The organism is Mesorhizobium sp. M1217 (genome assembly GCF_040318275.1).
In the GTDB taxonomy this organism is placed as follows: domain Bacteria; phylum Pseudomonadota; class Alphaproteobacteria; order Rhizobiales; family Rhizobiaceae; genus Mesorhizobium.
Window position 1 is genome coordinate 21,385 of the sequence record NZ_JAMYMA010000014.1, and the last position, 24,406, is coordinate 45,790.

Below are 24,406 nucleotides of genomic sequence, written 5' to 3' on the forward strand. Positions count from 1 at the left end.
TCTGCTGTCGTCCTGGCCTGCCGGGACGCGCGAAGTGGACCATGATCGAAATGAGGAAAGGCGAGGGAGGGCAAAGATGGGGGGTGCGTTTTTGCTACCCCGAAGAAGGACTTCGGCGGCCGGACCTTTCGCTGCGGTTGTGGGGGTAGAAGAGAAGATCGCGATAGCCGCCGGCGACAAAAAAAGCTGCACGGCGTAAGATAGCTCGGACCTTGTGGCGGAGATGATGATCACGCCAATCTCGGGGCACAATCGGCTCTTGCGAAAACAGCACCTCCGCGAGCTGACGATAGGTTGCACCCGTGCGTTGACCATCATGTGCGCGTAAATTGAGGATATGCCTGGTCTTGGTCTGTTGCGGCAGCGCGCCGTAAGATGGACTGGCTGCCCGGCCGTTCAGTGCGCGCCAGAACCGGCGCGCTGCATCGAGCCGCGTCTCGAATGCAGCGTCGAGCGGCAGAAGGATAGCGTTGAATTCACCGGCGCGGTCGTCAGCGACGAGATGACTTTTCCCAATTAAGGTAGACCAAATAATGTGAAGGCCTTCGTCCTGCGGCCAAACGCTGGCTCCGCCAAGGCTGGAAGGTTGAACTGTCTGGTGGGATGCAGGTACCCGCATGACCCGGAGCACGCGCGGCGAGGCCTGTTCCGTCCAGATGATATTGTCAGCTTTCGGAAGTCCGGCAGCGGCAGTTTTGAAATCGCGCGCCCCAACGGGCGGCGAGATCGGGCTGACCGGCAGGTTCTCCAGAACCAGCGGATTGCGATGCAAGCTGGCTGCACTCTGCCACGAATTCGTCATTCCGGATCAGATACTCGGCAGCGAACTCCGTAGCCTGGTAGCTGCACATATGTGCATACGCCGCCGGATCGGTCCAATCGCCTTGCACTGCTCCTGTCCTCCCCGCGTACCCGGATGTGAGGCGTCGGCGTCAACATTCAGGGGGATAAGGAAGTTGGATAGTTGGAGAATCGGCAAACCATTATGCCGATTCAGCAAGGTGGAGCGCCGGTCGCGTCAGTGCGGAGCGCCGCCAGCGAGAAGATATCGGTAGCCGCTGGTCGTCATCCATCGCGCGCGAGCAAGATGGGTCTCCCAGGACCGGAACGCTCGTTCCGGCTCCTGCTCCGGGTCTATATGCAAGACGATCCTGGCCACCTCCTGCCAATCGGCATCTTCCGCTGCCGCATCAAGCAGGCGAATGTAGGTGAGCAGACGCTCCTCGTCATAGCCGGTCAGGACCGGGGCATCCGGCGCAATGTCGGCGACATCAGGATCGAGCAGCGGTTTAAGCATGGTATTTGACCGTTCATATTTCGATCGCGATCTCGAAGGAGCCGTCCTTTAGATCGAGCACCAATCATAGCGAATAGGAACGATCATTCCTAGAACGATAGTTCCCTTTCTGGTCCCTAATCCGTCATGAATCTCAAGGAGATCATGGCGGCCAACATGCGTCGTCTGCGCCATGACCAGAACGTGACGCAGGAGGAACTGGCCGCCCGCTCTGGACTGAGCATGCGTTACGTGGGATCGATCGAGCGCGCTCGGGTCTCGGCCAGCATCAGTGTTCTTGGGAGGATCGCCACTGCGCTGAATGTGGAGCCTTGCGAGTTGATCAGAAAATCGGCACCGTGAGTTGACGCGGGAAGCACCGCGAATTTTCGATGATCGGCGAGGCAACATGCAAGAATGAAGTCTCCAGTCGCGAACACGACCGGTAGTCGCCCCACAGTCCGACGGAGCTCGTTGCGCAGCGACTGCGCTCAACTTGTCGGATGAAAGGAGATCGGCCCCGCCCTGTTCGTCCGGGCGGAGCCTTGGTCGGGCCCTTACTCGGCGTTGCGGCGCCCGTTGGGGCGGGACCAGATGAGGCTGAAGCCTTCGCCTTCCTCATCGTTGAAGAGGTTGGCGTAGATCGGAGCAGTGAAGCTCGGATCGTCCAGCTTCATGCCGAGATAGTCGCGGCCGTCATTGGAGCGCTTGGACCATGCGGCGCCGATCTCGACCTGCCCGACGAAGACACGGTGGCTGGGGGCGCTGTCGCCAGAGCGGTTGGTCTCGGGCACGACCCGGACGTTCTTGGTCTGGAGCGAGAGGGTCACGATTTCGCCGGTGAACTCGTTGTTGCCGGCCCTCTTGAAGGTTCCGATTATCGCCATGAGTTTTCTCCTTGAACTCTGTTTCGAGCCCGCACCGTTGCGGCCTCGATGGCGATCGGCGGGCCGGGGGCGATCGACGCCGCATCGCTTGCGACCGCAGCGCCAGCGGAGGATGGCAGCCAGGCGACTTTGTTGTTTGGCGAGGAATGACGGCGTAGCCGGCAGGGGAAGAAAGTCGATCGGCGCCATTGCGGCTTAGGCGATCGAGGCGCAGCCGACCTTCGGCCAGATCAGCCCATTAAAGAGGCCGTTTGGAGCGGCCCACCAGATAGAGACATCAACGGAGAACCTGGCGATACCGTCGCTGGCGAAATCCCGGCTACGACGATCAGCGGCGTCGATGCTCCTCTGTACAGGCATCGCGAGTCGCAAGCTGTTGTCAGCACCGCGCTTAAGACACGGTTCAAGTCACGGCTGACGTGCATCGCCGGATATCCGCGATCTTTGGAACGAGACGGCACGCCGTGGTGGATTCGAGCTGTGCGTCGCGCCATGCCGTGTCAGCGACAACGCTAACAATGCGACGGCCGGTCAGAAACAAGCATCCTGCCCACGCCGGTTGTTCGGTGAGTTCGCCCAGATCCAGCCCCTGTTCGGTTGAACAGGCGTCGTTATTCGCAGCTGTGATGCCAGCTGCGACGCAGCTGAAACGTTGACGGCAAGCGTGACGGCGTCGCGCGCCTTTGCTAGGGCGCGGACTTGAGTATCGCATAAGACGGGCGGCGCCGCGCTGCCCCATCGCGGCCGTATCGTACAATCGAAAAAAGGGTAGGGGCGGGCAGCGCTTACGCGCCGCCTCCCTTGGGGCGGAAGTCGAGGACTGGGATGCCGAGCTTTTTTGCCTTGTCAGCAAGATTGTCCTGAATTCCGGTCCCGGGAAAGACGATGACGCCTATCGGCAGCAACTCCAGCATTGCGTCATTGCGCTTGAACGGGGCGGCTTTGGCATGCTTTGTCCAATCAGGGGCAAAGCCGATTTGGGGTACCTTGCGATGGTCTGCCCAACAGGAGGCGATCTTTTCGCCACCCTTCGGCGATTTCCCGTGCATCAAGACCATGTCTGGATGCCGGGCGTGGACCTGGTCGAGCTTGGCCCAGATCAGCTGGTGGTCATTGAAGTCGAGCCCAGCGGTGAAGGCGATTTTCGGGCCAGGTGGCAGAAGGACTTCCTGCGAGGCGCGTTTCTTGGCGCTGAGAAAGTCGCGGCTGTCGATCAGCGCAGAGGTCAGGTTGCGGTGGTTGACCATCGATCCGCTGCGCGGTCGCCAACTTGATCCGGTGTGGCGCTCGTAGTGCTCCGCGGCCTGATCACGCATCAGTTCGAAGGCGCATTGGCGTTCGATCAGCGTCTGCCCTTCGGCTGTCAGGTGTTCCAGCTCGACGGATTTCACTTCGCTGCCGTCTTGCTCACGCTGGCTGCGGCGTTGCGCCTGCTCGTTGTGGTCGAGTTCGCGCTCGATTCGATCTGCGGCGCGGTGAAAGATGTTGACGGTCGACCACAGAAGATCGTCGAGATCGGGCTCGAGGCGACTGTCTTGCAGTGCCACGATGAGGGCGTCGAAGATGTCAGCGATCGCGCCGGCGACGCAGTGCCCCTCTGGAAGCGGTCGAGGATCAGGCTCATCTGCGAAGGGTCGGTAGCCATAGAGCTGGAGTTCGGTGAGGACTTGGTCGATGGGTGAAGACGAGTGCTGTGGTTCGTAGTCGTCATGCTCGCTCATTAGATGCTCCGCCGGTTGGACCGCGACCTCGCGGCCTTCATGGCGACGGAAGCCGGCGGACGGGACGGACCTGCACCCGCAGCGAAGCGAAGGGCCGGAGTGTCAGCGGAGGAGGGGGAAGGCCGGCTATTTTGCTTCGCGATGGAAAGCGCTCCCTTGGGAGCGCGCCGGAAAATAGTCGGCCGAAGACATTGCGGGTCCGGGTCGTTTGCTGGCCGATCGCCCTCTCGAAGGCCCGCAGGCGCGGTTCTCTCCGACTTCGGGGGGCATTCGAGCGATGCAAGCGACAGCGGACAGGTTGTTCGTTTCGAATTATCCCGCCACTGCCATGAAACGGGCGATGTCCTGCGGGGCGAGCTGGACACGCGCGCGTGCTCGAAGATCATCCACGCCAAGCGTACAGAGATCTTCGTTGAAGTCTCCAAGTGCCGGCGAGAGCACGATCGCCTCAATCCCGGCAGCATTCGCTCTTTTGATCAAGGTGTCACGCGCGCTGTCGCCGGCTGGATCGGCATCGCGCACGATGTAGAGCCGTCTCAGCGTGAGGGGGAACAGCATGGCAGCGAGATGGGCTGCCGAGAGTGCCGCTGCCATAGCCATATCGGGCAGGATGCACCGAAGCGACAAGACGGTCTCGATGCCTTCGCCGCCCGCCATGACGTCGCCCGGCAGGCCAAAGCGAACCGCGTGACCGAGAAGATCGCCCATCGCGCGCTTCGGCGTACCGACCGGTGCCTTGCCCCTGCCGGAAGGATCAAGCCAGGTGCGATGTGCGCCAGTCAAATGGCCGTCGAGATCGGTGACGGAAGCGATCATCGCCGGCCAGGTCTCAGTCGGCGCATGTTCGTGGGGCCGGTAGTAGCAGCGCGGGTGAAAACGCAGGCTTTCGGTCCCGTGCAAAGCGGCAATGCTGCGGTTGCGCAGATACGCCTCTACGACCGTACCCGCAATCGGCTGCGACATCGCAAACAGCCGACGCGCTGCTTCCGATGATCCGGATGGCGTGTCTACCGATTTCGGCCGGGGAGAAATCTGCTCTGGTTCGGGATGCGGCAAGCCGAGAAACGTCATTGCTTCATTCGCAACGTCCTTGAAGTTGCTGAAGCCGCGGCTTTCGCGAATGACGTCTAGAAGGTCGCCATGCTCGCCAGTCGCCGCATCGGCCCACTTGCCGGCGGCTCCTTTTCCGTTCGCTGACCCGACGAGCCGCACGAACATTGAGCGGCCCGGCGTGTTTTGCACATCGCCGACAAGCCAGTAGCGGCCCTCGCGATGCCCGTTCGAAAGATAGTAGCGACAAACCGCCTCAGCGTGCCGGCCGAGGCGGTGCGCCAGTTCTGACGCATCGTGGCGGGCCATCACGCATCCTCCCGCGTGTCGATGCGCTGGACTGGATAACCCTTCAGCAACTTGCCCAGAATTGCGGGTCCAGATGCGTCGGCGGGCACGAACATGCGCAGCTTCCAGGAGATGATCTCTCGGAAGAGGCCGTAAGCCGAAAGACGGTCACGCATTGTGTCGTTGAAGCCCGTCAGCTCGATTCGGCTGACGCCCATGAGGCGGCTGCGCCGAAGCTGCAGACCATCGACGAGGTCGAGGATCGTTCGACCGCCCAGAAGCGCAACGAAAGCATCACTGGCTGTGATCGAAGGCGAGCTTGTTGCCAGTGCGCCCGCGATCCATGCTGGCGGGACCTGACGACCGATGATGCGCTCGCCATCGTCAGTCTGGAGCCGGTACACACGTGAGAATTCCCTGGGCAGACGCTTCCAGATCGGCAGCAGCATGCCGGCAACGACATGGATAGTGCTGTCCGTGAATTCGGGCACGTCAGCCGTCTCGGCACTCCAGGCGTCAGCGAATGCAGCCTGCTCAGCCTCAACCCAGTGGCTCTCCGCCATCATCTTCAATGAGGCCTGATGGTGCTCCATCGGCCGGATCAGCCGGACTCGCCATTCGATCTCGCCGTTGTCGAGCATCAGCGCTGGCGCTGGCACCTGTACGGCGGCGCGGCCGGATCGGTTGTTGACCAGGAGCTTCGCGCGGGGATCGTGAAGCTGAGCAAGGGCATCGGCAAGTGAAACGGGTCGGTTGCGCTTGCGCTGGGCGATGGTCAGCAGTCGCGTTTCCGCACCGGTGGCGGCATGGACATGGATGACGCGTCGCTCGGTGACGACGAAGCTCTCCGCACGCAGTGTTTCCAAGCCGATGTCGTAGGCACCGGAGGCGATGGCGCCCTCGATTTTCGCATTCAGCAATTGCTCGAAGGCCGTAAACAGGGCGGTTTGAAGCGGGATGGTAAGCGCCAGCAGCCGATTGAGGAAGGTCGTGATCGGCGGCAGCTCGTCCTTGATGCCGGTGGAATCCGTCAGTGTTAGGCCGGTCGCTTCCTCGAACATCTGGAGTGAGCAGCCGTCCACCTTGCCGCGAACCAGCAGCAGGTAAAGCTGCCGCAGCGCGTCCCGGGCATAGTGCGACTCCAGATTGTCCTCAGGGCGAAATAGGCCCTGGCCGCCGGTCTGGCGCTGGCCGCGCGTAATGGCGCCCAATGTGTCGAGGCGCCGGGCTATCGTCGAGAGAAAGCGCTTCTCAGCCTTCACATCGGTCGCAACCGGCCGGAACAGCGGCGGCTGCGCCTGGTTCGTGCGGTTGGTGCGCCCCAAGCCCTGGATGGCGGCATCGGCCCTCCAGCCCGGCTCGAGCAGATAGTGAACTCGAAGGCGGCGGTTCTTCGCAGTGAGATCAGCGTGATAGCTGCGGCCAGTGCCACCGGCGTCGGAAAACACCAATATGCGCTTGCAGTCATCCATGAATGCCTGTGCCTCGGCGAGATTGGCCGATCCGGCGCGGTTTTCGACGACAAGGCGATCGATGCCTCGAGTGCTGGTCTTGCGCACGATGCGGCGCGACCGGCCTGTCACTTCCGCTACGAGGTCGGTGCCGAAGCGCTGTACGATCTGATCGAGTGCCCCCGGGACGGGGGCGAGTGAAGCGAGTTGCTCGATGAGGTGATCGCGGCGGGCGACCGCTTCGCGGCTCTCGACGGGCTGGCCGTCACGATAGACCGGACGTGACGACAAATTGCCTTCGCTGTCGGTGAACGGCTCGTAGAGTTGCACGGGGAAGGAATGCTGCAGATACGAGAGGACATATTCGCGCGGCGTGATGTCGACGCGAACGTCGTTCCATTCCTCGGTTGGAATTTCCGCGAGGCGCCGTTCCATCAGCGCCTCGCCGGTCGAGACGATCTGGATGACGGCGGCATGGCCTTGATGGAGATCGCGCTCGATCGAGCGTATCAGGGTCGGCGTCTTCATGCCGGTGAGCAAATGGCCGAAAAAGCGCTGTTTCGTGCTCTCGAAAGCCGAACGTGCAGCCGACTTTGCCTGACGGTTCAGTGTCCCGGTCTCGCCTGTGACGTTGGCGGCCCGCATCGCGGCGTCGAGATTGTTATGAATGACGCTAAACGCTCCGGCATAGGCGTCGTAGATGCGGGTCTGCTCGGAGGTAAGCTGGTGCTCGACCAGCTCGTATTCGACACCATCGTACGAGAGCGATCGGGCCGTATAGAGACCGATTGCGCGGAGGTCTCGGGCCAGCACTTCCATGGCGGCAACGCCGCCAGCCTCGATCGTCTCGACAAATTCGGCCCTGGTCGCAAAGGGCAAATCGTCGCCACCCCACAGGCCCAAACGCTGCGCGTAGGCGAGGTTGTGGACGGTGGTTGCTCCCGTCGCCGAGACATAGACGACGCGGGCGTTCGGCAGGGCGTTTTGGAGGCGGAGCCCGGCGCGTCCCTGCTGTGAGGCGGCGACGTCGCCGCGTTCTCCCTTCCCGCCTGCCGCGTTCTGCATAGCGTGGCTCTCGTCGAAAATGATCACTCCGTCGAAGTCGGTGCCCAACCATTCGACGATCTGCCGCACGCGCGAGATCTTCTCACCGCGTTCGTCGGAGCGCAGCGTGGCGTAGGTGGTGAATAGGACCCCTTGATCGAGGCGGATGGCCTTGCCCCGCGGGAACCGCAACAGCGGCGTGACCAGCAGGCGCTCCATGCCGAGAGCAGACCAGTCGCGCTGGGCGTCTTCGATCAGCTTGTCGGATTTGGAGATCCACATCGCCTTGCGGCGGCCCTGCATCCAACTGTCCAGGATGATGCCTGCTGACTGGCGGCCCTTGCCGGCGCCCGTCCCGTCGCCGAGCATGAAGCCCCGGCGGAATCGCACGGCGTGCGCGGCATCGTCGCGCGCGGCAGAGACAAGGTCGAAGGTGTCGTCCACCGTCCAGGAACCGGTGAGGAACTCCGAATGGGCCTCGCCGGCATAGATGACTGTTTCTAGCTGCGCGTCGGACAAGAGGCCGTCGCTGACAACCTTGGCAGGAAGAATCGGCCGGTAGCTCGGCTTCGGCGGGGCAACGGATGCCATTGCCGCCGATTGGACCAGCTTGGTCGGATGCGGATGGGCGCCCGGAATGCGGATCGCCTGCAACCCGTACTCCTCATAGATGCCATCGGTGATGCGCCTACTTTCGGCAGGCGTCCAGTCCAATGTCTCGTAAGCAAGCGCGGTGCCTTCCGGCTCGGCAAGGCTGCGCACCGGAGTGGGACCGGCGGATCTGGCGAGATAGCCGCGCACGCCGCGCGCGGTGGGCCCCGTCGCCTTGACGGCGGGCACGAAAGCCGAAGCGCTGACCGGCAGTCGCGCGGGAACATGCTTGTCAATCCAGGCGATCAGTGTGGCGACATCGGGCGCCATGCCGGCCGATGCTGGAAGGGTGCCTCGTTTGTCGGCCGGCAGTTTGTCGATGACGGTCAGCCGGGTCTCGACGGTGGTGCCATGCCTGGCGTAGACGGCGCCGTCGATCGCGGCGGTGAACACGACGCGACCGCGCTCCTGGAGCCTGACGAAGGACTCGCGCCAGATGGGCAGCTCTGGGGAAAAATTTGCGCCAGTGATTGCGACAAGCCGCCCGCCCTCGGCGAGCCGGGCCAGCGCAGAGGCGACGTGACGATAGGCAGCGTCGGACACGCGGCCGCTGACGTTAGCAAGCACCGAGAACGGCGGGTTCATCAGCACGACGCTTGGTGCAATGCCGGGATCGAGACAATCATCGATCTGCGCTGCGTTGAAGCGAGTGACGGGGATGGCCGGAAAGAGCAATGAGAGAAGCCCGGCGCGGGCCTCGGCCAGTTCGTTGAGCAGCAACGTGCTGCCGCTGATCTCGGCCAGAATAGCAAGTAACCCGGTGCCGGCGGAGGGCTCAAGCACGCGGTCGGCAGGGGTGATTGCCGCGGCAGTAACGGCCGCCAGACCGAGCGGAATGGGGGTGCTGAACTGCTGAAGCGCTTCGGTCTCTTCGGAGCGGCGCGTGTGAGTTGGGAACAGGCCGGCGATCTTGCCCAGCATCGGAAGTGCGGCGGCCGCAGAACCGGCTTTGCGGAAAAGCGACTTTCCGTATTTGCGCAGGAACAGCACCGTCGCGACTTCGCAAGCGTCATAGGCTGATTTCCAGTCCCATGCGCCGGACGCATCGGAGGCACCGAAGGCAGCTTCCATGGCCGAGCGAAGGCTCGAGACGTCGACGCGCTGACCGCGTTCGAGATGGGGCAGAAGAAACTGCGCCGCGCTGTGGATGGCGGCAGCTGGTTCGACAGCCGGGGATGAGACAAGCGGAAGCGGCACTGCCGGAGCGGCAGTCTTCGAAGAAACATTAAACATGGAGAAAACCTCGAGGAGAGCGGAACGGGAATGAACCGGGCGGCCCTCTCTCGACCAATCCGGCTCAAATCCGCCCTGGCCGGCCTCTCCCCTCTGGACTGCGGTCCTGCCGATAACGATCCTTCTTCGATCCAGGCGCTGCGCCGCTACCCGCCGTCAGCCCAACGACGACAGCGGCAACGCGGTTGGCAGCCCGGGGCGATATCTTGGCACGCAGTGGGGACGGCGGGGCAGCAGCCGCCGAGCGAGAAGGACGCGGCTGAAGCGGCCAATTAGCTTTGCCCGTGTCTGAGAAAGTGAGCGTCCGGCAGCGGTAGGAAAGGGCGCGGAGCGGGCCGAACCCGCTCCGCGCGAGGCGATCTATTCAGCGGCCATGTGCGGTTCGCTGTCTTCAATCTGCGCATCGTCGTCTGAGAGGAATTCGGGCAGCTCTTCCCCATAGCCGTCGGTGCCGGCGCCGTTATCAGCGCCAGCGCTGCCGTCGAGGTCGACCAGGCGCAGCGGCTCGGGCAGCCAGCCACTATCGGTCAGCAAGCGCTCGGCTTCCTTCGCCATATCTCCCTTTTTCAGATGCTCGATTAGCTGCGCGGCCTGTTCGCCCTTCGCCTCTCGCACCGCCTCGAGAATGCGGGACTTGGTGATGCGGCCGAGATAGTTTTCGACTGTCGGTGTCCAGCCGGCGTCAACCATATCGAGACCGACCGCGCGTGCCAGTCGATCAGCTTGCGCGATCCGCTGCCGAACGCCGTGTGCCGAGACAGCGCCGCCATAGCGGTCGCCTTTCTCGTGGAGCGCGTTCACGCCGTAGCTGACGCAATGGGCGAGCAACGCCGCGCGGCTGGTCTCATCAAGTGAGGCGATCCAGTCCCAAAGTGCATCGTCCTCGGTCGGCAGGTCCGATTTCCAGCCCTCATGGCGTTCGGCCACCGATTTCGCCGAGGGGCTGTCCTTCAGGTCACCTGCCTGCAGAGGGAAGAAGACGTGACGGATCGAGGCCTCCAGGCACCCGTTCGTGGTGCGGTGCTGGAACGTGTCAGTGACCAGCTTGTGCAAGAGCGCTGTCATGGCGACGTGAGGGTTGCCGGCAACCGCATCGCGCAACGCCAGTGTCCGGTGTGCGGTCAACTCTGTCATCAGTCGGTCCGGCAGGGGCTTGACCGCATCGTCCTCGTCTTCCTCGCACTCGACAGCCTGGCCGCCAATGGTGACAACGGCACGGTGCACCGACGAGCTGTCGGCAGCTCCGGACCTGCCGTCCCTTTTCGATTCATTCGCGCCGTCAAATGACATCAGCGGCACGTCCTCAGGCCGGAGAAAGCCGCGGTCGACCGAGAGTGAGCCGTCAGTGTCGATGCTGACGAACGCGCCGGCGACGGCGATGTCGGCCGGATCGAATTGCCTTGGGCGCTTGTCGAAATTGGCGAGCGCGGTCTCGATTTCACCGAGTCGCTGATCGACGTCTTCGGGCAGCTCGTCAGCACCCTCATATTCGGTTTCAAGCTTGGCATGCTCGGCGTTGAGGGCATCGATGGTAGCCTGCTCCTCGGCAGAGAGATCGAGCGGATCACTCTGCAGATGATACAGCCCACGCGTTGCGTCGTAGGGGAAGCTGATGGCGACCTCGACCCACTTCCAACCCTCGGCTGCAACTTCCTGGGCAACCGCCTTGAGCTTCTCTGTGACCAGGCGGTCCAGCAGCGCTGCATCCTGCAGCCAGCCGCCGTCATCCGACTGGAACAGGTCGTGCATGACGATACCACCCGCGGCCTCATAGGCGTCGGTCCCCACGAAGACGGCGCGCTTGTCGGAGGCGCGCACCGTCGTTTCGGTCAGCATGCGCCGGATTTGATAGGGCTCTTTCGACCAGGCATCCCTGATTGCCTCCCAGATCTGCTCCTGGCGAGCGCGGTCTTCAGAGACCGTGAAAGCCATGAGTTGCTCCAGCGTCATCCCGTCATCGGCATACACATCGAGCAGCACTGGGGAGACAGAAGCCAGCCTAAGCCGTTGCTTAACAACGTTGACCGGCACGAAGAAGGCTGCGGCAATCTCCTCCTCGCTCATGCCTTTTTGGCGCATGTCCTGGAAGGCGCGAAACTGATCGAGCGGGTGCAGCGGCGCTCGCTCAATGTTCTCGGCGAGCGACACCTCCTCGGCAACGATCGCGCTGTGACGGGCGCGCACGACACAGGGCACGAGGGCGGTCTTGGCGAGGCGCTTTTGCTTCACCAGCAGCTCAAGCGCGCGGAAGCGCCGGCCTCCGGCAGGCACCTCAAACATGCCAGTCTCGTTACCGTCGCTGTCGACGACGGGCAAGACGCTGAGGCTCTGGATCAAGCCGCGGCGGGCGATCGAGGCCGCAAGATCCTCGATCGAGATGCCGACCTTGACGCGCCGGACATTGGACTGGGAGAGCACCAGCTTGTTGAACGGAATGTCGCGCGAGGACGACAGGGTGATCTTCTGAACGGCAGTAGCCATCGGGATGTACTCCGCGACGGGCGGCCGAGAGCCTCTCTCTCGACCTCCAAACCCGTCATGAGAATTCCGTCACTCCTCGCCCTCTGATGTGCTCGGCAGCCACGCGACACTTGTCGCGGAGCAGCAGGTCGGTCCTGGCGCTCTGCAACGACTTCGCCGCAGCGGGGTCCGGCATCGAGGCAGACTTCGGTCATGAACGCATCCGCAGGAAGACGCCGAACTGGAAGCGGGCGGCCATTACGCTGCCTCCCGCCGATCGTCGTCAGCGGCCACTTTGTCCGGCAAAAAACCCAAGAGATAATCCGCAGCCCTGCTTGCCAGAGAGGCGGCGCGAACGATCGCACGGTTATCCTCGCGCAGCACCTCCAGCCACGAGCCGATATAGTCGGCGTGACGCACGGTCGGCGTGATGCCCAGCGAGGCGCAACAGAAAGCCGCACATATCTCGGCAACCAGCTCTTCGAAGGCATACTTCTTGGTGCCGAAGGAACCAGACAAATCCCGGTTGAGGCGTGAGGCATGACCGGTGGCGTGCCCGAGTTCATGCAGGGCGGTCCGGTGCCAATTGATCGGCTCGAAGTAGGCTTGGGGTGGCGGGACCCGCACATAATCGTGGGCCGGAGCGTAGAAGGCGCGGCTGCCACCAACCCGGAAATCGATCCCCGTCTGCTTGATCAGCCTCTCGACCTTCGGCTCGATCAGGCCGGGTAGGGGCGGGTGCGTGGCCATCGCAACATCGTCGGGCAGCCCGTCGCACTGCGCGGCGTTGAACACCGTGAAGCGTTTGAGGAATGGGATCGATCGGGCTTGCTCGCCGGTTTCGCGGGTACGCTTTTTCTCGTCGTCGGGCACGAACCGATGGGCGTAGACGACTGTCGTTCCATGCTCACCCTTGCGGACGCTACCGCCAAGCGCGAGCGCCTGGCGGAAGGTCAGCCAGCTCTGTCCTGAAAAGCCCTGCTCGATCACCGAACCCCAGAGGATCAGGACATTGATTCCAGAGTATTGCCGGTCGGTGGCGGCGTTCTTCGGCATGGCGAGCGGCGCCTTCGCAGCTGCCATTCCCCATGGCTGAACCCAGGGCAGCCGACCGGCCTCCAGCTCGCCGATGATCTTGCTGGTGATGTCCTCATATATGCTGGCCCGCGTCGGGGCAGCTTGGTGCCGATGCTTGGTCATTGCGAGTCTCCGCGCCGGGCGCCGGGAGCCTCTCTCCCAGCCTTCAACCCGTCAGTGCGCCAAGCGCGGCCCTCCAACTTTATGAACTCAAATGAAGATTTCGGTTGCCGACCAACTCCGAGGTGGAAGACACCATTCGAAACCGCAGCGTGAGGCGATCAGCAGAACCCACTAAGCCGGGCGCACGGGAGTAGGCCCAAGCGACCCGGCAGTGAGTCCATGAAAACGGAAGCCGCACAGACAGCCGAAGCCAGTCAGGAGCGGTTCCACCGGCCACGGAAGTGGGGAGCCAGCCGAAAGGCTCGTGGAGTGCGCGTCAGCGCAACCGTTCCGATTAGCAGGTCAAAGGAGCATCTTTGCCGCAGGCGCTCCAGTCGGCGCTTTTCGCAGCCGTATATTCAGAGAAAAGATCGTGCGGCAGGGCATCCGGAATGGCGAGACAGAAAAGTGTGCTCAATGCGAACCGCGATCCGTCTGTTTCCGAGCGAAACTATCGGACCATAGAGATTGGCTGAGGGCTCCGTTTTGAAAATCCCCGACCAATTCGACGAGACCACGCCCCTGCGCGTCGCGATTGCAGCACGAATTGCCTTTCCCGATGGCTCGATGTGCGCAGCAGGCCTACGCAAGGAACGTGACGCCGGCCGACTTGAAACCGAGCTAATCGCAGGAAAGGAGTACGTCACCTTGCTGGCGATCACCAGAATGAGGGAACTATGCCGCGGGCGTCGAAAGGGCCACGCCTCGTCTGGCGCGGCGAAAGCTGGAAAAAGGACGGAACACTCCGAAACAAAGCTGGATGGTTTATCCGCGATCGAACAACGTTCATCAGCGCTGGCAGCGGCGAAAAGGGCCATCCAGGACCTGAAGCTGAAAAGGCGCTCGCGGTCTACATCGCCAGCAAGTACCACCGAGCGCGCGGTGCCGAAGATGTCTTGATAGCCGATGTCGTCAGCGTCTACCTGAGAGAGGTTGCACCGAAGCATGCCGCGCCGGAAGAGACGGCGGCTCGGCTGGACAACATCCTCGATTTCTTCGGTGAAAAGACCCTCGCCGCTATTAACGGCAAACTCTGCCGCGACTACGCCGCGTCCTGTCCCACAGAAGCCGTTGCGCGCCGCCAACTCGAGGATTTTCGTGCAGCCATCAACTACTATCGCAGGGAAGGTTACACGACTGCCGCACCGACGATTGTCCTGCCCGACAAGGCTGGTGCACGCGAGCGCTGGTTGACGCGCAGTGAAGCGGCCGCTCTCATCTGGGCAGCTTGGCGTATGAAGCAGAAATGGAAGGGCCAGGAGAGCGGCCGGCGTACCGGACGACACCTCGCCCGCTTCATGCTTGTCGCGCTTTATACAGGAACACGCTCTGCCGCAGTCTGCGGCGCCGCCGTCCGTCCAACCAAAGGGCGTGGTTATGTGGACCTTGACCGCGGCATCTTTTACCGCCGTGCCGATGGCGCAAAGAAGACCAAAAAACGCCAGCCGCCCGTGCGCCTGCCGGACCGGCTATTGGCTCACCTCCGCCGCTGGGCGTGCACGGATCTCGATATCAGAACCAAGGCGCGCGGCAAAAGCGCAAATATCGGCCGAAAAATATCGCAAGATTTTGTCGTGGAATGGAATGGAAAGCCGGTGGTGTCGGTAAAGAAGAGCTTCAGGAGAGCTCGCGAGGCAGCCGGCCTCGGTCCCGACGTCACTTCGCACACGCTTCGCCACACCGCTGCGACCTGGCTGATGCGGGCCGGCGCCGACATGTGGCAGGCGGCGGGCTTTCTGGGCATCACCGTGGATGTCCTGATCGATACTTATGGCCACCATCATCCCGACTTCCAGGCAGACGCCGCCGAGAAGATCGCCAAGAAGCAGGTCGCCGCCGAGGCGACGAAATCGGTCTCAGGACAGATGACAATGAAACATGAACTCGGCAGGGGGGGCCCTATGTTTCCCACCCAAAGCTCGAAAGGAAACGCGATCATTGCGAAGCAAGCGTGACGATCGGGCCCAAAAAGCTGCGGCTTTGCTGGTAGCGCACATCGTTCGGGACGATGGGGTCGCAGGTTCACGCTGCCACCCGCACCACTTTCTCTAATTTGGGTTGGGCGGTCACGCCGTTCGAATCCACTCCGACTCCCCGGACTGAACGAAACTGCGAACTACGAGCTGCCGATCCCCTCGAAACAAGAGGACCAGCTCTCCTCCTTCATGAATGATCGCTGCGACCGCGGCCGAATTGCTTCCACGAGGTCCGGTTCGAACCGCCGTGTTGTTGCGATTTTCGTCTAAGAGTTTGCGCCAGCGAGCAAGACGCTCAGGATCCAGCATACTAGCGGCCAAAGCTGCTTGTACCGCATAGCCGGGTTCATTCTGCTCCATTCCTCTGAAACGTGGCGAAGACAACCCGCTTGCTTTCGCGCACGCAGTCTTCAAGCGGCTTCGCCTTCGCCAGATGCGCCGCAATCGCGCTGGCCAGTATGCAACCTGTTCCGCGCATTGATGTGGCAAGGCGCGGTGTATCGACGTGGATGGGTTCATGATCGGAGCGTAATAAAATATCGGTCGATCGGAGTCCCGAGGCATGCCCACCCTTGATCAGCAGGGCCTGAGGGCCGGCGGCCAACAGTCTTTGTCCTTGTCGGAGCGCATCGTCCTCATCCACTGCCAGTTCGGAGCCAATAAGGTGCGCCAGTTCGGGAAGGTTGGGCGTGACAAGGCAGCAAAGCGGCATCAGATCGCGCTTCATGACAGCGATAGCGGCTGCCTGTAAGAGCGCCCGGCCTGAGGTGGAGGCCAGCACTGGATCGAGTACTGCCGGCACCTGTCGATTTTCGCGCAGTACGGCGGCAACCGCAGCGATGGTCTCGGCTGTTCCGAGCATGCCGATCTTGATTGCCGCCACTTCGTTGGCCTGCAGCGCGGCGCGCATCTGATCAGCCACCAGGCTTGGTGGCGAATGAAGGATTTCCAGTACGGCGTCGTGCGTTTGCACTGTGAGCGCGGTGACAGCGAGGCAGGTGCGCACGCCAATGGAAGAGATCGTCTCGATATCGCGTGCAATTCCAGCCCCACCGCTGGAGTCTGATCCGCCGACCACGAGCACATGCGGTTCTCGCCTCAGCGCCATGGCTTTGTCTTTTCGATCCATTCTCGCGTGCGCGCTTCGGGATCGGCATTCAAGGTGATGTCGGTGACCACCGCGGCGCTGTCCGCACCAGCCTCGAAGACACCGTCGAGCCGGTCGGGGTTGAGGCCGCCGATGGAGACCAATGGGATCGGCGCCACCCGATGCTTCCACTCGCTGATCCGCTCGAGCCCTTGCGGCGCCCATTTCATCTGCTTCAGGACGGTGGGATAGATGGGGCCGAGCGCGATATAGTCGGGCTCGGCAGCGATGGCCGTTTCCAGTTCGAGATGATCGTGCGTGCTGAGCCCAAGCTTCAATCCGGGGTACTTAATCGCCAGCAGGTCGGCCGCAGCCAAATCCTCTTGGCCGAGATGGACGAAGTCGCAGCCTTCCTCAATGGCGAGCCGCCAATGGTCGTTGACGATCAGTTGGCAACCATGGACCGCGCAGACGCCGTTCGCGCGGCGGATTTCCGTCCGCAACGTGGCCTCGTCCCTATCCTTGATGCGCAACTGAACCAGCTTGACGCCAAGCGGCACCAGCCGTTCGATCCAGGCGGCGCTGTCGACGATCAGGTAGAAGGGGTCGAGCTTCATGAAAAAACTGCCCTGCCAATTGTCGGCGTCGACGGCACGGCGACGTCCTGCGGTTCGAGCATTCCCGAGTTGAAAGCTTCACGACCGGCCTCGACCGCCTTGCCGAACGCACGCGCCATGCCGACCGGATCGGCCGCCTTGGCGACTGCGGTGTTCAGGAGTACGGCGTCAAAGCCGAGCTCCATGACGGTTGCCGCGTGCGACGGCCGTCCGAGCCCCGCATCCACGATCAGCGGAACGCCTGGGAAATGTGCGCGCATCGAGCGCAGCGCCGGAATGTTGATCGGCCCGAGGGCGGAACCGATCGGTGCACACCACGGCATCAGAACCTGGCAGCCCGCCTCCAGCAGTCGCTCGGCGACGACAAGATCGTCGGTGGTATAGGGGAATACATCAAAACCGTCCTCGCACAGGATGCGGGCGGCCTCGACCAGCCCGAACACGTCCGGCTGCAGCGTGTCGTGGTTGCCGATCACTTCGAGCTTGATCCAGTTGGTGCCGAAAACTTCGCGCGCCATCTTCGCGGTCGTGACCGCTTCCTTGACGGAGTGGCAGCCGGCAGTGTTGGGCAGGATTCTGACGCCGAGCGAGCGGATCAACGACCAGAATTGTTCGCCGGCCCCGCCGCCTGCCATCTCACGGCGTAACGAGACGGTTACCGCCGAAGCGCCCGACGCCTTGACGGCCTCGGCAAGGATGGCCGGCGATGGATATTGAGCGGTGCCGAGAAGCAGGCGGGAGGCAAGCGACGTTCCGAGAAGATCGAACATGGCCTAGCCTCCCTGCATCGGTGAGAGGATTTCGATCCGGTCGCCGTCGCTCAACCGGAATTCCGCCCGGTTGGCTTTGTGCACGAGTTCGCTGTTGACGGCCGTTGCCAGCCAATCGCCTTCATAGTCGAGCGCCGCAAGCAGCTCGGCCAGCGTGGTGGCTGCAACCTCATGCACTTTGCCGTTGACCGTCAGTTTCATGAGCAAGCTCCTTCGTTCCGTCTTGATGGAAGACCAGGTCGGCCGCCTGGCGCGCCATGGCAGGGGCGAGAAGAAAGCCATGGCGATAAAGCCCGTTGACTGCGACGGTGCTTCCATGTGCCTCGACACGCGGCAGATTGTCGGGAAAAGCAGGACGGACGCCGACACCGGTTTCAACGATCCCGGCCTCGCCGAATGCCGGATGGAGGGCATAGGCGGCACCCAGAAGCTCCATCATCGAACGCACCGTGGCCGGCTCGGCGGACCCGCTCTCGATCATGGTCGCACCGACCATGAAACACTGGCCGGTGCGCGGCACCACATAGAGCGGAAAGCGCGGATGAAGCAGCCGGACCGGGCGCGACAGCGAGATGTCGGGCGTGCGCAGGATCAGCATTTCGCCGCGAACGCCACGTAGCCGGTCATCGATGGCTGCCATTCCCGTGCAGTCGATCTGATGATCGAAACCAAAAACATGCCAGACCTCGGTGCCGAAGTGAAACTCGACACCCATGGCTGCGAGCTTGTCATGAAGCGCTGCCATCGCCTGACGCGGGTCGAGATGCGCCTCGTCGGAGAAGAGCAATCCGCGCCGGAAGCGGCCGGCGAGGTCGGGCTCCAGGAGCGCAATTTCGTCTTCATCGACACGCCGATGGCCCGAGGTGCGGCTGGCGAAGCGGTCGATCTCGCCCGCATCGCGCGGCGCGGCCACGACCAGCGTTCCGGCCCGCGTCACCTGGCCGGGGGTTGCGGCATCCCACCAGTCGGCGGCACCGCGCCCGAGATCCAGCACCGGCTGCTCGGCGCTTTCGCGCTCGCACCATGGCGCCAACATGCCGCCGGCGAACCACGACGCATTGCCCCCAAGGCCAGGCCTTGTCTCGGCAACGGAAACCGCCGCGCCGCGTGCGGCGAGCTCGAAGGCGGCGGTGAGGCCGGCAACGCCGGCCCCTTTGACCAGCACCTTCATGATGGCTCACGTGGCTGAGGTATGAGCGGTGCGCCGGTCTCGTCCGCCGGCAGGTAGAGATCGCCGCCCTCGCGGTATTTCGCCGCCATCGCCGCCATGCCCTCCTTCTGCGCTTCGGTGCGGATGTCGTGGGAAATTCGCATCGAGCAGAATTTCGGCCCGCACATCGAGCAGAAATGCGCCAGCTTGTGCGCCTCCTTGGGCAAGGTCTGATCGTGGAAGGACCGCGCGGTTTCGGGATCGAGCGACAGGTTGAACTGGTCCTCCCAGCGGAATTCGAAGCGCGCGCGGGAAAGGGCATCATCCCTGACTTTCGCCGCCGGATGACCTTTTGCCAGGTCGGCGGCATGGGCGGCTATCTTGTAGGTGATCACGCCGATCTTGACGTCGTTGCGATCGGGAAGGCCGAGATGCTCCTTGGGCGTGACGTAGCAGAGCATGGCGGTGCCGAACCAACCGATCATCGCCGCGCCGATGCCGGAGGTGATGTGGTCGTAGCCCGGCGCGATGTCGGTCGTCAGCGGCCCAAGCGTATAGAACGGCGCCTCGCCGCAGACGGCGAGCTGCTTGTCCATGTTCTCCTTGACCTTGTGCATCGGCACGTGGCCGGGGCCTTCGATCATTACCTGGCAATCCTTCGCCCAGGCGATCTGTGTCAGCTCGCCGAGCGTCTCCAGCTCGGCGAATTGTGCTGCGTCATTGGCGTCGGCGATCGAGCCAGGACGAAGGCCGTCGCCCAGCGAAAAGGACACGTCATAGGCGCGGCAAATGTCGCAGATCTCGGCGAAATGTTCGTAGAGGAAGCTTTCCCGGTGATGATGCAGGCACCATTTGGCCATGATCGAGCCACCGCGCGAGACGATGCCAGTGACCCGGTCAACGGTCAGCGGGATGTAGTGCAGCCGCACGCCCGCATGGATGGTGAAATAGTCGACGCCCTGTTCGGCCTGTTCGATCAGCATGTCGCGGTAGACCTCCCAGGTCAGGTCCTCGGCGATGCCGCCGACCTTTTCGAGCGCCTGATAGAGCGGCACCGTGCCGATCGGAACCGGCGCGTTGCGGACGATCCAGTCGCGGATGTTGTGGATGTTGCGGCCGGTCGACAGGTCCATCACCGTGTCTGCGCCCCAGCGGATCGCCCACACCATTTTTTCGACCTCTTCAGCCATCGACGATGTGACGGCGGAGTTGCCGATGTTGGCGTTGATCTTGACCAGGAAATTGCGACCGATGATCATCGGCTCGCTCTCGGGATGGTTGATGTTGGCGGGAATGATTGCGCGTCCGCGCGCCACCTCATCACGCACGAAATCCGGCGTGACGAAATCGGGCAGTGTCGCGCCGAAAGCCTCGCCGTCGCGCTCAAGCTTGCCGTGCAGGATCTCGCGACCAAGGTTCTCGCGGATGGCGGCGAACTCCATTTCGGGTGTGATGATGCCGGCGCGCGCATAGGCAAGCTGCGTCACCGCCTTGCCTGCTTTGGCTCTGAGCGGTCGATGGCGAATGGGAAATTCCGGCGTCAGGCGTTCGCCCGTCGCGAATCCGTTGTCCTCCGGCCGGACATGGCGGCCGTCATAGGCCTCGACATCGCCGCGCGCCGTAATCCATTCGTGGCGAAGCCGTGCAAGGCCATTTTCGATGCTGGTTTCGACAGTCGGGTCTGTATAGGGGCCGGACGGATCGTAGACGGTGACGGGCGGTTCGCCGGCCGTCGGATGGACGGAGATTTCGCGCATCGGCACCCTGATCTGCGGGTGGATGGCACCGGGCTTGTGGATTTTTCGTGAGGCGGGCAGCGGTCCCGTCGAGACGGCGGGGGTGAGGGCATTCATCTTGAGGCTCCTTTGCTCGTTGCATTGGAGACCCAGTTCTGTGCCGGGAGGATGAAAAGACGCTTCTGTCGACCTGCCGAAACAGGACCTCGGGCGTAAACTCCCGCAAGCGCTTGCACCGTCCCTACGCCAGTATGAACTGGATCAGGTTCAACGGGTCACTGCGCCGCGAATGCCAGCAGTATCTCAGCCCCTTGCCGGGACTCCCCTGGTGAATGCGTGAGGTTGGACGGGACGGCTCCGGTTTGTCAAGCGCGTTCTGGCCGCGGCTGATCGGCGGCCGGTCAGACCGTGCGGAAAAAATCGTGCATGTCTCGGCGACAAGTCAAGCCTCGGAGATGAAGGCAGGGACAAGGGAATTACAAACCGTCGGACTAAAAATCGATCCTGATGATCACACCTTCAATGGGCACCAAAGGTTTGCGCGTAGATCGCCTCGATTCTTCCTGCCTCGTCACTGGTCAGCGTGGCGAATTCCTTTTCGCGCGCGCGGTTCGATAGATGTCCATCATTCTGGTGAAGAAAACGGAAGAGCAGATCGGTCAACCGCTCGGGCATGTCAATAAAGGCGTCCACCTGCTGCCGGAACTGATCGTAGCGCTGCAGAAATGCGGTTTCCTCGGGAAGGTCCCGTTCGATCGTCCGCTGAACGCAGGCATAGAGGAATTCGGCGTGCGGGGTTGCATCGAAGAACCGGTAGAAATCACCGGTGTCATTCAGCACCCGGACGTTGAATTGCGGCGTCGGTTCCCATTCCACCAATGGCAGAAGGCGCTGCGAATAGCTCTCGAGCACGCCCCTGTACTCGTTGATCTGGTCCAGGATCGCGGCCGAGACGGGAAAGACCACTCCCGGCGGATTGAAGCCGCGCATGGCAAGGACGTGGTGGATTAGGTAGCGGTGAATGCGGCCGTTTCCGTCCTCGAACGGGTGAATGTAGACAAAGCCGAAGGCGAGGATTGCGGCGGCTACGACTGCATCAAGGTTTTGCGCGGGGCCCTGATCGAACGCCGCCATTCCATCGATTAGCCGCGGCAGGTCCTCGGGCCGAGCGCTGATGTGATCGGGCAAGGGCGTGCCGTTGTCTCGGTCATGCTCACCGACGAAACCTCCTTCTTTTCGGAAGCCAAGTCTTGCGAAACGGGCGTCGCCAAGTACAATTCTTTGCAGACGCAGCAGCTCATCGCGATCGATCGGCCAGCGGCCGGCTTCGCCGATGGCGCGGCCCCAGCGCTGGATGCGATCTTGCGGCGGGCGCTCGCCCTCGATCGCATAGCTTGATCGCGAGTCTTTGAGCAAAAGAAAGGCGGCGGTCCGAGCAAGAAGGTCGCGCGGCACGTCCGCTACGATTGCCTCCGCGCGCCGCGGTAGTTCAAGGCCGATGAATTTTTCGAGAATCTTGGTGCGGAACACCAGAGGGCAGAACTCACGCGTGCCGGGGAGATTGTCCCTTACGCGGTAGCGCGAAGCGGTCTTGTCGGGTCCGGGCCACTGCAGCTCGGGATCGACAACCGGAATGTATCGTCCGGCCGCCGCGTCCGGCAGATCGATACGGGCGCCCCTCAGCCATTCATATAAAAACCAGATGCGGCGGGCATAACTGCCGGTCGGGCTTTCACGGACCAGCGCCTCGATCGGCGTGGGACCGGTCACTTGGAACAGCCGCTTGAGGACGGCAAGGTCCAGTCCCTCGTACTTGAGCGCAAAGGTCAGGTGGCCTTCGAGGGTAGGATTTGGGGCGTGGCGGGGGGTCATGATCCGCCAGCCATCCCGTTCGGTAATGCGATGATGCTCGCCCGTGGCGAACAACCTACGGGGCAAGGGCACGGCGAGCCTGTAGGCTCCGACCAGGGCGCTGTACCCGGCCGGGGTCGCCGTTTCAGGAAGGCGGATTTCCTGAAAAACGGTAACAGGACCTGAAAATTGGTGCTCTTGCACCGGAGGCATGAAAAGCGAATCCTTTCATCGAATTTTGGTTCAGCTGGGCCAACACCTGTGAAAAATGATCCTATTCCATGAAAATTGATGCCACAAGACAAATTTTCCGAAAACCGATTCTAAACGGTGCTGGAGTCATCAAGCAAGAACTCCGCCACCGGCTCAAGGAAGCGACTTCATGACAAAAAGGTGAGTCCAGGAACCGCCATTCGCCCGTCTCTTAGTCACGAGGCCGGCACGGATGGCCCGCCTTACGTCGAGCCGGATTGCTCGAGGAGAACCGCGCCGTTCGGGGCTCACTCATAGAGCGCTCCGGCGCGCGATCCCGATTTGATAGCCGCGATCACGCTCGCGACTGATCTTGGTGACGTGGCGGCGTCGGAGTAGAAAACTGATGCAGGATCTCGGTGGCGTCGTGTGTGTGTGTGTGTGACCTGAAGTGAGTTCTCTGCGGTATGGGGGACGGCACGCAGCGCGCGCGTCTTCTCGGCAAACAGATCGACGAAGCGGCACCGAAGGGAAGTTCCTGGCATTCATTCTCGCCATCGCTGCCCCAATTTGCCGACCGGACTGCCGATCGATCTCGCCCAATACTTTGCGCGCGCAAGGGCCGAAGTTGAACTGGGTGGCACCTGCTCATTCGGGAGCTAACTCATGCTTGGCGCGCTAGCCCGAGAGAGCTGTGCCTGATCGAATGCGTGAAATCGTAGCTCGGGTGGAGAGGCTGACACGGTCATCTGTCACCCGCCTTCGGGCTGTAACGGAAAGCGCGACATCGTCTCCAATGCTCGTTCCCCACGTCGAGGGCCCAGCGGCTTGGCTGCGGGGGGACTGTCAGCTAGTGGCCGCTGGGCCTTGACGACCAGCGAGCGTAAGAGGAGGCCCTGCGCTGGCTGACGAAAACTTGCGAGCAAAGCCACGGAAAAGCATCATTCGAACGAACTCTTTCGTCGAGACGAGGAGGGCAGTGAGGCGGTAGCCGCCGCTTTGAAGCTCTCCGGCAGCTGCTACGCTGGTCGTTCAGAGGGTCGCAGCTGCGCTTGCGCCGTCATATCAGATAAGTCTAATATAATCCGCGCCTAGCCATCGAACGCCGCGGCGCCCTCGGGTCGGCGCTATTCATCGGGTGGGCATGTCGGGTACGCAAGGGAGGACGAAATGAGACTGGTTCAGTCATTTGCATTTGCTGCTGTGCTGCTTCTTTCGTCTGCATTGTCTGCGGCCGCCCACTCGGCTCGTGAGGACATCGAAGCGGCGTTGGTAAAATTCATGGACGCCTTCAACAGCGGAAACGCAGCAGCGGTAGGTCAAATGTATACCGACGATGCCGCTCTGCTGCCACCCGACGGCAAACGCGTCGATGACCGCAAGGGCGTGGAAGAATTCTGGCAGGGCGCAATCAAGGCCGGGATGAAGAATCTCACCCTGAAGGCGCTGGAAGTGGAAGGGAGCGGGAATCTCGCCTACGAAGTTGGCGCATTTACGCTCAGTGTGCCGAGCAAAGGCGGTGCCCCTTCCACCGTTGCGGGCAAGTACATTGTCGTTTGGAAAAAAGGGGGCGACGGGACATGGCGCCTGCATCGGGACATCTGGAACTTAGGTGCGGCCCAATAGATTCCGCGATCCGTGAGGCCGGCGCGGCTTGCAACAGTTCCAACGAAAGTCCATGGCAATAGTTGATGTGACTGAATTGATTAACAAAATTGAACAGACTT

General features: G+C 62.3%; 19 protein-coding genes, 1 pseudogene and 1 riboswitch. Of the genes and pseudogenes, 3 read left to right on the forward strand and 17 right to left on the reverse strand.

Annotated features, from left to right (window positions below; translation table 11 throughout):
* Positions 1–94: 94 nt before the first annotated feature.
* From NKH37_RS22580 to NKH37_RS22590, 3 genes are all read right to left on the reverse strand, one after another.
* The gene (locus NKH37_RS22580; protein ID WP_352483885.1) at positions 95–619 is read right to left on the reverse strand and encodes a DUF2285 domain-containing protein; all 525 of its coding nucleotides are present in this window, start codon (positions 617–619) and stop codon (positions 95–97) included.
* A 46-nt stretch (positions 620–665) separates the two neighbouring features.
* Positions 666–851, reverse strand: coding sequence for a transcriptional regulator domain-containing protein (locus tag NKH37_RS22585; RefSeq protein ID WP_352483886.1), 186 nt, complete (start codon positions 849–851; stop codon positions 666–668).
* A gap of 167 nt (positions 852–1,018) precedes the next feature.
* Positions 1,019–1,297, reverse strand: coding sequence for a DNA -binding domain-containing protein (locus NKH37_RS22590; RefSeq protein WP_023717050.1), 279 nt, complete (start codon positions 1,295–1,297; stop codon positions 1,019–1,021).
* 126 nt (positions 1,298–1,423) lie between these two features.
* Here NKH37_RS22590 and NKH37_RS22595 point away from each other — a divergent pair, with 126 nt between their 5' ends.
* Positions 1,424–1,639: a helix-turn-helix domain-containing protein gene (locus tag NKH37_RS22595; RefSeq protein WP_023717051.1), complete on the forward strand. Its 216-nt coding sequence runs from the start codon at positions 1,424–1,426 to the stop codon at positions 1,637–1,639.
* 194 nt (positions 1,640–1,833) lie between these two features.
* On the opposite strand, the gene NKH37_RS22600 is transcribed toward NKH37_RS22595, so the two are convergent.
* From NKH37_RS22600 to NKH37_RS22625, 6 genes are all read right to left on the reverse strand, one after another.
* Positions 1,834–2,163 (reverse strand): DUF736 domain-containing protein, encoded by a 330-nt coding sequence (locus NKH37_RS22600; RefSeq protein ID WP_023717052.1) that lies wholly within the window; start codon positions 2,161–2,163, stop codon positions 1,834–1,836.
* 785 nt (positions 2,164–2,948) lie between these two features.
* Positions 2,949–3,884, reverse strand: coding sequence for a DUF2493 domain-containing protein (locus NKH37_RS22605; RefSeq protein WP_023717055.1), 936 nt, complete (start codon positions 3,882–3,884; stop codon positions 2,949–2,951).
* 312 nt (positions 3,885–4,196) lie between these two features.
* Positions 4,197–5,243: a DUF7146 domain-containing protein gene (locus NKH37_RS22610; RefSeq protein WP_023717056.1), complete on the reverse strand. Its 1,047-nt coding sequence runs from the start codon at positions 5,241–5,243 to the stop codon at positions 4,197–4,199.
* Positions 5,243–9,601 carry a strawberry notch family protein gene (locus NKH37_RS22615; RefSeq protein ID WP_023717057.1) on the reverse strand — a complete coding sequence of 1,453 codons (4,359 nt, stop codon included), beginning with the start codon at positions 9,599–9,601 and terminating at the stop codon, positions 5,243–5,245. Before NKH37_RS22615 ends, NKH37_RS22610 begins: the two co-directional genes overlap by 1 nt.
* A 360-nt stretch (positions 9,602–9,961) precedes the next feature.
* Positions 9,962–12,082, reverse strand: coding sequence for a ParB/RepB/Spo0J family partition protein (locus NKH37_RS22620; protein WP_023717058.1), 2,121 nt, complete (start codon positions 12,080–12,082; stop codon positions 9,962–9,964).
* A gap of 237 nt (positions 12,083–12,319) precedes the next feature.
* Positions 12,320–13,261 carry an ArdC family protein gene (locus tag NKH37_RS22625; protein ID WP_353041380.1) on the reverse strand — a complete coding sequence of 314 codons (942 nt, stop codon included), beginning with the start codon at positions 13,259–13,261 and terminating at the stop codon, positions 12,320–12,322.
* Positions 13,262–13,977: 716 nt separating this feature from the next.
* Here NKH37_RS22625 and NKH37_RS22630 point away from each other — a divergent pair.
* Positions 13,978–15,255 carry a tyrosine-type recombinase/integrase gene (locus tag NKH37_RS22630; protein ID WP_352515843.1) on the forward strand — a complete coding sequence of 426 codons (1,278 nt, stop codon included), beginning with the start codon at positions 13,978–13,980 and terminating at the stop codon, positions 15,253–15,255.
* Positions 15,256–15,483: 228 nt separating this feature from the next.
* On the opposite strand, the pseudogene NKH37_RS22635 reads toward NKH37_RS22630, so the two are convergent.
* The 8 genes and pseudogenes from NKH37_RS22635 to NKH37_RS22670 form a co-directional block, all read right to left on the reverse strand.
* A pseudogene (locus tag NKH37_RS22635) lies at positions 15,484–15,627 on the reverse strand (ribosome small subunit-dependent GTPase A); the annotation flags it as partial.
* A complete protein-coding gene (locus NKH37_RS22640; RefSeq protein WP_023717062.1) occupies positions 15,623–16,384 on the reverse strand; it encodes a hydroxymethylpyrimidine/phosphomethylpyrimidine kinase in 762 nt (253 codons plus the stop codon). The pseudogene NKH37_RS22635 and the gene NKH37_RS22640, both read right to left, overlap by 5 nt.
* Positions 16,375–16,980 carry a thiamine phosphate synthase gene (locus NKH37_RS22645; protein ID WP_023717063.1) on the reverse strand — a complete coding sequence of 202 codons (606 nt, stop codon included), beginning with the start codon at positions 16,978–16,980 and terminating at the stop codon, positions 16,375–16,377. The genes NKH37_RS22640 and NKH37_RS22645 overlap by 10 nt, the downstream gene beginning before the upstream one ends.
* On the reverse strand, positions 16,977–17,750 hold the full coding sequence (locus NKH37_RS22650) for a thiazole synthase (RefSeq protein WP_023717064.1): 774 nt from the start codon (positions 17,748–17,750) through the stop codon (positions 16,977–16,979). Before NKH37_RS22650 ends, NKH37_RS22645 begins: the two co-directional genes overlap by 4 nt.
* Before the next feature lie 3 nt (positions 17,751–17,753).
* Entirely contained in the window at positions 17,754–17,951 is a 198-nt protein-coding gene (gene thiS, locus NKH37_RS22655; RefSeq protein WP_023717065.1) for a sulfur carrier protein ThiS, read from the reverse strand.
* A complete protein-coding gene (gene thiO / locus NKH37_RS22660) occupies positions 17,920–18,921 on the reverse strand; it encodes a glycine oxidase ThiO (RefSeq protein WP_023717066.1) in 1,002 nt (333 codons plus the stop codon). The genes thiS and thiO overlap by 32 nt, the downstream gene beginning before the upstream one ends.
* Positions 18,918–20,753: a phosphomethylpyrimidine synthase ThiC gene (gene thiC, locus NKH37_RS22665; protein WP_353041382.1), complete on the reverse strand. Its 1,836-nt coding sequence runs from the start codon at positions 20,751–20,753 to the stop codon at positions 18,918–18,920. The genes thiO and thiC overlap by 4 nt, the downstream gene beginning before the upstream one ends.
* A 103-nt stretch (positions 20,754–20,856) precedes the next feature.
* Positions 20,857–20,973, reverse strand: a riboswitch (TPP riboswitch).
* Positions 20,974–21,155: 182 nt separating this feature from the next.
* Positions 21,156–22,700 (reverse strand): Fic family protein, encoded by a 1,545-nt coding sequence (locus NKH37_RS22670; protein WP_352589116.1) that lies wholly within the window; start codon positions 22,698–22,700, stop codon positions 21,156–21,158.
* 1,149 nt (positions 22,701–23,849) lie between these two features.
* Here NKH37_RS22670 and NKH37_RS22675 point away from each other — a divergent pair.
* On the forward strand, positions 23,850–24,305 hold the full coding sequence (locus NKH37_RS22675; RefSeq protein WP_051409569.1) for a YybH family protein: 456 nt from the start codon (positions 23,850–23,852) through the stop codon (positions 24,303–24,305).
* The last annotated feature ends 101 nt before the right edge of the window (positions 24,306–24,406 follow it).

Coding starts and splice junctions, on each gene's coding strand:
- NKH37_RS22610 (WP_023717056.1), bottom strand. CDS start 5,243: ATGGCCCGCCACGATGCGTCAGAACTGGCGCACCGCCTCGGCCGGCAC.
- thiC (WP_353041382.1), bottom strand. CDS start 20,753: ATGAATGCCCTCACCCCCGCCGTCTCGACGGGACCGCTGCCCGCCTCA.
- NKH37_RS22675 (WP_051409569.1), top strand. CDS start 23,850: ATGAGACTGGTTCAGTCATTTGCATTTGCTGCTGTGCTGCTTCTTTCG.
- thiO (WP_023717066.1), bottom strand. CDS start 18,921: ATGAAGGTGCTGGTCAAAGGGGCCGGCGTTGCCGGCCTCACCGCCGCC.
- NKH37_RS22670 (WP_352589116.1), bottom strand. CDS start 22,700: ATGCCTCCGGTGCAAGAGCACCAATTTTCAGGTCCTGTTACCGTTTTT.
- NKH37_RS22650 (WP_023717064.1), bottom strand. CDS start 17,750: ATGTTCGATCTTCTCGGAACGTCGCTTGCCTCCCGCCTGCTTCTCGGC.
- NKH37_RS22585 (WP_352483886.1), bottom strand. CDS start 851: ATGTGCAGCTACCAGGCTACGGAGTTCGCTGCCGAGTATCTGATCCGG.
- NKH37_RS22620 (WP_023717058.1), bottom strand. CDS start 12,082: ATGGCTACTGCCGTTCAGAAGATCACCCTGTCGTCCTCGCGCGACATT.
- NKH37_RS22625 (WP_353041380.1), bottom strand. CDS start 13,261: ATGACCAAGCATCGGCACCAAGCTGCCCCGACGCGGGCCAGCATATAT.
- NKH37_RS22645 (WP_023717063.1), bottom strand. CDS start 16,980: ATGAAGCTCGACCCCTTCTACCTGATCGTCGACAGCGCCGCCTGGATC.
- thiS (WP_023717065.1), bottom strand. CDS start 17,951: ATGAAACTGACGGTCAACGGCAAAGTGCATGAGGTTGCAGCCACCACG.
- NKH37_RS22605 (WP_023717055.1), bottom strand. CDS start 3,884: ATGAGCGAGCATGACGACTACGAACCACAGCACTCGTCTTCACCCATC.
- NKH37_RS22590 (WP_023717050.1), bottom strand. CDS start 1,297: ATGCTTAAACCGCTGCTCGATCCTGATGTCGCCGACATTGCGCCGGAT.
- NKH37_RS22630 (WP_352515843.1), top strand. CDS start 13,978: ATGCCGCGGGCGTCGAAAGGGCCACGCCTCGTCTGGCGCGGCGAAAGC.
- NKH37_RS22595 (WP_023717051.1), top strand. CDS start 1,424: ATGAATCTCAAGGAGATCATGGCGGCCAACATGCGTCGTCTGCGCCAT.
- NKH37_RS22600 (WP_023717052.1), bottom strand. CDS start 2,163: ATGGCGATAATCGGAACCTTCAAGAGGGCCGGCAACAACGAGTTCACC.
- NKH37_RS22580 (WP_352483885.1), bottom strand. CDS start 619: ATGCGGGTACCTGCATCCCACCAGACAGTTCAACCTTCCAGCCTTGGC.
- NKH37_RS22615 (WP_023717057.1), bottom strand. CDS start 9,601: ATGTTTAATGTTTCTTCGAAGACTGCCGCTCCGGCAGTGCCGCTTCCG.
- NKH37_RS22640 (WP_023717062.1), bottom strand. CDS start 16,384: ATGGCGCTGAGGCGAGAACCGCATGTGCTCGTGGTCGGCGGATCAGAC.